Origin of the sequence: Effusibacillus lacus, assembly GCF_002335525.1 — a bacterium.
GTDB classification, from domain to species: Bacteria; Bacillota; Bacilli; order Tumebacillales; family Effusibacillaceae; genus Effusibacillus; species Effusibacillus lacus.
The window spans coordinates 1-6,229 of record NZ_BDUF01000049.1 but is presented as its reverse complement, the minus strand read 5'-3'; the positions used below and the strand labels follow the sequence as shown (position 1 = coordinate 6,229).

At 51.1% G+C, this 6,229-nt stretch carries 4 protein-coding genes; all 4 read left to right on the top strand.

Annotated features, from left to right (window positions below; translation table 11 throughout):
- Positions 1-702, top strand: a 702-nt coding sequence (locus EFBL_RS21190) for a formate--tetrahydrofolate ligase (RefSeq protein ID WP_231705737.1), incomplete at its 5' end; no start/stop codon positions are given.
- An 80-nt stretch (positions 703-782) separates the two neighbouring features.
- A complete protein-coding gene (locus EFBL_RS09015) occupies positions 783-3,350 on the top strand; it encodes an AAA family ATPase (protein ID WP_165912662.1) in 2,568 nt (855 codons plus the stop codon).
- Between the two features lie 104 nt (positions 3,351-3,454).
- Positions 3,455-4,261, top strand: coding sequence for a hypothetical protein (locus EFBL_RS09010; protein ID WP_096181809.1), 807 nt, complete (start codon positions 3,455-3,457; stop codon positions 4,259-4,261).
- Positions 4,262-4,459: 198 nt separating this feature from the next.
- The gene (locus tag EFBL_RS09005; RefSeq protein WP_096181808.1) at positions 4,460-6,112 is read left to right on the top strand and encodes a serine-rich family protein; all 1,653 of its coding nucleotides are present in this window, start codon (positions 4,460-4,462) and stop codon (positions 6,110-6,112) included.
- The last annotated feature ends 117 nt before the right edge of the window (positions 6,113-6,229 follow it).

Sequence of the window (6,229 nt, the reverse complement as noted above, 5' to 3'; positions counted from 1 at the left end):
TCTGCCGTGGTTGTGGTCGCCACCATCCGCGCTTTGAAACTTCACGGAGGCGCAGGCAAAGACCGGTTGAACGAAGAAAATAAGGAAGCCCTCTCCAAGGGGTTCCGCAACCTGGAAAAACATCTGGACACCGTTTCCAAGTTTGGCCTTCCTTACGTCGTGGCCTTGAACCGGTTTCAATCGGACCTGGACTTGGAGGTTCAGCTCTTTGGCAGGCTGTGCACCGATAGAAACATCCCCTTTGCAGAAACGGATGTATGGCGGCAAGGCGGAGAGGGAGCCGTGGAGTTGGCGAATAAAGTGGTCCAATTGGCGGAATCCGGCGGAAAGTTCGAACTCTTGTATGATCAAACGCTGCCGATTGATGAAAAAATTGAGATTATCGCCAGGGAAGTATATGGAGCCGATGGGGTTCAATTCACGCCGGAAGCCCGGAAACAAATTGCAATCTGCGTTCAGCACGGATGGGATCAGCTTCCCATATGCGTTGCCAAGACCCAATATTCCCTGTCGGATAATCCGCAGCTGATCGGCAGGCCTCATAGCTTCACCATCACGGTCAGGGAGATCCGGCCGAAGCTGGGGGCCGGTTTTCTGGTTGCCCTTACGGGGGATATTCTGACAATGCCGGGACTGCCCAAGCGGCCGGCCGCGCTGAATATGGATATTGATCCTTACGGCAACATCACGGGACTGTTTTAAATTGCAGTCCCTTTTTTCTTGGGCATCCGGGCGGGGATGCGCATACGATGTATCACCGAGAACCGGAAGGGGGAGAAACGATGCAACCCGTCAGAGTTACGGTTGATGCCCGAGATTGGATGTCTGCGCTGGAGGACATTACTCTGCGCGCACCGTCATTTCCTCCGGATCGATCAGTCATGCTTCGGATTGACTCAAAGAACGGGAACCTATTGCTGCTGGACGCTGATTCCGACAGCTTCTTTAAAGTCAGTATGCCTGCCATCGTCGACAAGTCTGGTTCAAAGATGATCTTCTGCCGGGTTCAGGTTCGGAAGCTGCAAACCTTGTCTTCTCTTGTTTCGACCGGAGAAGGGGAGTTGCTCCTCACCTGCCGATCTGCCACCCTGACTTTCCAGCTTGGGACCAAGCATTGTCACGTTCCAAACTTTTTGCTGAAGGAACCCGGCGTAAAAGACTGTGATCATTTTTTTGCCGACACCGGCTTTTCCCTCCCCGAAGGCGGAGCCCATTTTTATATTCCGGATTCGACCCGGTTGCTGCAGGCCATTAAGCCGGGTAAGGGTTCTCCCATAAGGCTGCGAATGGAAGCAGGATTGGTAAATGTAAACGGTTTAGAGATCCCTTGTATCAGCGGGAAGAACGCGGATTGCCTGTTGCCGGGAGAGATCCTTTTTGCCCGGCTCTCCCAACTGCCGGAAAGTGTGTCCTTGAACGTGGTTGCCGGTGAGCGGTGGGTCGTTTTTTCAAGTGTGAAAGATTCAGTTCAGCGGACTGTTTGTATCCGACCTTACCCCCGTACTTCGTTGTACCTGCCAAAACAGGACCCCGGAAGGGGAAATGGACAACTGTTATGGACAAATCCCGATTTGTCGAAGGAACGTGAGGCAAAAACCCAGAAGAACCAACCACCGGACGGGGAGGAGCAGCCACAGCCATCTATGACCATTGATAACAACGAGGATCCATTCGATCATGCGCTGCCCGATCTGCCGCCTTTGGTTGATGAGGAATCCAACTTTCCCGGAACAGGGTTGTTGATGCTGGAACAACTCCCCGGATTGGAAACCGTCAAGAAACAAATCCGGGAGATTGTGCAGTTTGCCGCTTTTGAGAAAAAGCGGGCCGGGATGCTGGGGACAACGGTCAAACCCTTGACGCTTCACATGAGTTTCCTGGGCAATCCGGGAACGGGAAAAACAATGGTCGCTCGCTTGCTGGGGAGGATTTACAAAGAGGCGGGCCTTCTGGCCAAAGGGCATGTGGTTGAGGTTGACAGGCAAACACTGGTAGGCGCATACATGGGGCATACGGAAGCGAATCTCGTTAAATATGTGAAACGTGCTCTTGGCGGAATTCTCTTTATCGACGAAGCCTATGCCCTGTACAAAAAAGACTCCAGCAAAGACTTCGGAATGAATGTCATCCACGGTTTGGTCAAAATCATGGAGGACTATCGGGATCAACTGGTGGTCATAGCAGCCGGTTACAGAAAAGAGATGGCGGAGTTGATCGACTCCAATCCGGGACTCAGGGAACGCATCCCGTTTCATGTTGATTTTCCCGATTACTCTGGGGAAGAATTGCTCCAGATTGCGGAATATATGGCCTTGCAGGATCAATATAAACTGTCCGATGACGCCAAAGAGGCTTTGCTTCGACTAGTCCAGCGTGAAAAGCTTGACGAGACATTCGGCAACGCCCGTACGGTTCGCAATCTGTTGGACAAGGCAAAAATTCGTCATGCGGCAAGGGCAACGGAAGACCCCCGGATGGAAAGCGCGTTTACCACATTGGAAGCGGCCGATTTTTCCGATGATCCTCATGCGGTTGACCAGGACCTGGACGATGCTTTGGGAGAATTGGAGCAATTGGTGGGGTTGGAACAGGTAAAACGGTTGGTGAAACAGATTGTGGATGTACTGAATCTGGAGAAAAACCGGGCCCAGTTCGGTTTAAACGATGAACCGGTCACCTTTCACATGGCTTTCACCGGGAATCCCGGCACAGGGAAGACAACTGTAGCCCGCATACTTGGCAGGATCTTCAAGGTGATGGGGCTTCTCCCGCGCGGGCACTTTGTGGAGGCGAGCCGAAAAGATCTGGTGTCCGGCTATGTCGGCCAGACAGCCCTCAAGACGGCTGAAAAGGTGAAAGAAGCTCTGGGCGGAGTGTTGTTCATCGATGAGGCTTACGCACTGAACGGTCGCGGACGGGAAGACTTCGGGAAAGAGGCGATCGCCACCCTGATCAAGGAAATGGAAGACAGGAAAGGGTTGCTGACTGTTATATTGGCCGGTTACACGAAGGAGATGGAGGGGCTCTTCCAACTGAATCCCGGGTTGAGAAGCAGGGTTCGCTTTTTCATTCATTTTCCGGATTACACCCCCGGGGAACTGGTGGAGATCGTCAGGCAAAAAGCGGCTGCTTCCCGGTACCGGTTGTCGGAAGCGGCGGAAGAGAAAATTTGGAACCGTTTCCTGCAGGAGTGGTTTAAAGCGGGGAGCGACTTCGGCAACGGGCGCCTGGCGGAGAAGGTGTTTGAGCAAGCGAAATTGCGGATGTCGGAGAGAATTGCACGGTTAGAGGGGGAACTGAGCGAAGAACGGCTGTCTCTCATAACCGAAGAAGACATAGCAGCAGAGTAGGGCGTCTGCGTATAAGGCGGACGTCTTTTTTCTTACCCGCCAAAGATGGGAGTATGGCATAATGGAGGTAAATTGTTACATTTCACATCCGGGAGCGAACATGAATGGGGAAGAATGCGGAGCTGACAAGCAGTCTGCGTACATATGCAGTGGATCCCGCCAAACACGGGGAACTGGAAACTATGTTTATCGAGGATTCCAGGTTGCCTGGCCCGAGGACCAATCTCCAGCTGGCATCCGCCTTTGCCGACTGTTTTGAGAAACTGATTATGAATGATGCGTCATGGTTCTTGCTGCAAAGGTGGGCGAACATCCCGGCAGAGGAAGCTCCGGCTAATGATCCGCGGGAATTCTTGCCGTTTTGCGCCGTTCAAGCGCTGGCCGAATATTACGGTTCCGCCAATGAGAAAAGACGGGAAGTCATCATTCTTGCAATACGAAATGCGATGAACGACAGCCGGTGGAGAATGCGTGAGGCTGCCGCCATCGGATTTCAAAGAATGGGCGAGAAGGATTTCGGCATACTGAAAACTCTGTTTTCGGGATGGTTGAAAGAGGCAAATCTTCTGGAAAGAAGGGGGATTGTGGCGGCACTGGCACACCCTCCCCTGTTAAAGGACAAGCAGAATGTGGCTTATTGCCTGGAAGTAACGGAACAAATCCTGAATGACCTTCTGGCGGTCGATCCGATTGTTCGCAAGATGGAAGAGTTTCGTGTGTTGTCCAAGGGATTGGAGTTTGCCATCAGCGTATTCGTGGCAAGTGATCCGGAGACAGGCTTCGCATTGCTGAGAAAGTATGCTTTGAAAGATGACAAAGACATGAAACGAATCATCAGATCCAATCTGGGAAAAGCCCGCCTCACCAAGAAGTACGGGGAGCAGGTGGAAGAGGTATGGGAAATCCTATAACCATTTCCCAAAAAAAGATCACAATTGTGGTACCAGGCCTGGAGAAAAAACCGGGTCTTTTTTGTTTTATATATCGAACAAGTTGTCGAAAAATTTGTCGATGTTCGAGAAAATAGTGTATACCAGACAAGCATAGCTCAATATACTGACCTTGTGTTTCGTTTTAACGAACCAATCTTATTAAGGAGGCAGTATTGAATGAAAAAGAAACTGATTGGCACAGCAGTGGTCATGAGCATGTCCGTTACCGGATTGTTCAGCGGAATAACTTCAGCCGCTTGGCAATCAAGCAACGTCAGCGTGAATTTCGGAAAACTTCAAGGGGCAGAAGGGTGGTTGATTTTCCAGGATCAATCCTCATCCGGATCTGCAAACCAGATCCAGAATGCAATTAATTCCAACCGTTCCAGTCAAGTTCAGGATGTATCCCGTGAAACCGGGCTGTTGCAGCTGGGTGCTGGAGCACTTGTTGGACAAAACCAATCTGCCTACGGAGATTATTTGCAGATCCAAAACTTGACTGGCAAACGCAATCACCAGTTCCAATCTGCTGATGACGAGGCGGCTCAAGTACAGATCGCAGAGGGCATTTTCCTGTTGCAAAACCAGGATTCTTCTGATGCTACCTTCCAGCTTCAGGATGTTGCAGGGAAGAAGAATTACCAGGAGCAAGCTTCCGAAAACGGGTCAGGACAGGGACAATTAAGCTTCGGAATCTTCAATTTCCAGGATCAGGATTCCGACAACAGCAATGCCCAAGTGCAATTTGCCGAGGGTAAGAAAAACGATCAGTACCAATACGCTTCGAACGGTTCGCTGCAATTGCAAGGGGCGTTGGGAGAATTTAATTTCCAGGAGCAGGATTCCGATAATGACAACACGCAGGTGCAGCTTGCAAGCGGTAAGAAAAATTACCAGGAACAGGGTACAGCCAACGGGACATTCCAGGGACAACTCGGACTGTCCGGCGCTGAACAATCCCAAACTTCAGGCAACACCAATACACAGATTCAGGATGCGGCAGGCAAATGGAATGAACAAAGCCAAGGTTCCGGCAACCTGACCGGGCAGCTTCAAATCGGTTATGGCAGCGGACAGGATCAAGACTCCTTTAACGAAACCTGGCAGGATCAGACTGCGGATGGCAATGGGAACCGGCAAGGACAAGAATCCGGCAATCTGACAGGACAACTGCAAGCGGGCGAGTATTCTGACCAGTATCAAGATTCCGGCAACAGCGCCGGCCAAACCCAATCTGCTTACGGCAGGAACAATGGCCAGTGGCAATCCTCCGGCAATGCGACCGGGCAAGTTCAACTGGGTGCCGATTCCTGGCAGGAGCAAGACTCCAGCAATGATACTTCCCAAGACCAATCGGCAAATGGCGATGGCAATGAACAATCGCAGGAATCCGGCAATTCCACTGCACAGGCGGCAACCGGAAGCGGCTATAACGATCAATCCCAAACTTCCAACAACAGCACCTCGCAAGATGCGGAAGCATGTGGAGATGACAACACCCAAAACCAAAGCGCATCCAACACGACTGTGCAATTGTCCGATGCAGAAGGGGACGACAACGAGCAAACCCAATCTTCGAACAATAACACCAGTCAGGAATCGACAGCCGTTGGATCGGGCAATCACCAAGATCAAAGCACCGAGAACAGCATTACCCAGGTTCAATCGGCATCCGGAAGCGAAAATTCCCAAGGTCAAAGCGCATCCACCAATACTACACAAAGACAATTTTCCTTTGGTTCGGGTGTCTCCCAAAATCAAAGCTCCGGCATGACTGTGAACCAGAGCCAATCTGCCGACGCTACGGATTCGACTCCCGGAGGAGAATAGTAATCTTTGAAAAAGACTTGCCCATTTAGGAGCTATTCCTGTAATGAATTAAATTGTGGTTTGCAAAAGAAAGAGCGCCTCCTGTATGCTGGGTCTCGGAATGGAGCACATTCACTG

What these genes read in the sequence shown, in the direction of transcription:
- EFBL_RS09005 (WP_096181808.1), top strand. Translation starts at nt 4,460, where the DNA reads ATGAAAAAGAAACTGATTGGCACAGCAGTGGTCATGAGCATGTCCGTT.
- EFBL_RS09010 (WP_096181809.1), top strand. Translation starts at nt 3,455, where the DNA reads ATGGGGAAGAATGCGGAGCTGACAAGCAGTCTGCGTACATATGCAGTG.
- EFBL_RS09015 (WP_165912662.1), top strand. Translation starts at nt 783, where the DNA reads ATGCAACCCGTCAGAGTTACGGTTGATGCCCGAGATTGGATGTCTGCG.